1 protein-coding gene is annotated in these 236 nt (G+C 62.7%); it reads left to right on the top strand.

Annotation, left to right across the window (positions count from 1 at the left end; all coding sequences use genetic code 11):
* Positions 1–204 (top strand): hypothetical protein (locus ACQG3P_RS23560; RefSeq protein WP_426806398.1); only part of this gene is annotated, 204 nt, incomplete at its 5' end.
* Positions 205–236: the final 32 nt, after the last annotated feature.

Raw genomic sequence — 236 nt, 5'->3', positions numbered from 1 at the left:
ATGTATCCGCTCAAGCGCGATTCGGTGTACTTCGATGGGCGCTTTGCGCTCACCGACAGCATCAACCTCCCCACCGAGCTGGGTTACAACGAGCGTGAGTCGAGCCGCCAGATCGCCGGTTACCCGCGGCAGTCCAGCACCGCCGGGGTCGGCTCGATGTCGATCAACAGCTACTTCAATCCGTTCGGCAACCAGCACGGCTAAGCCACGCCGACCGCAGTGGCCTGGAATCGTCG

Source organism: Stenotrophomonas sp. SrG (genome assembly GCF_050031795.1).
Taxonomy (GTDB): Bacteria; Pseudomonadota; Gammaproteobacteria; order Xanthomonadales; family Xanthomonadaceae; genus Stenotrophomonas; species Stenotrophomonas rhizophila_A.
This window is presented reverse-complemented; position numbering and strand designations above follow the sequence as displayed.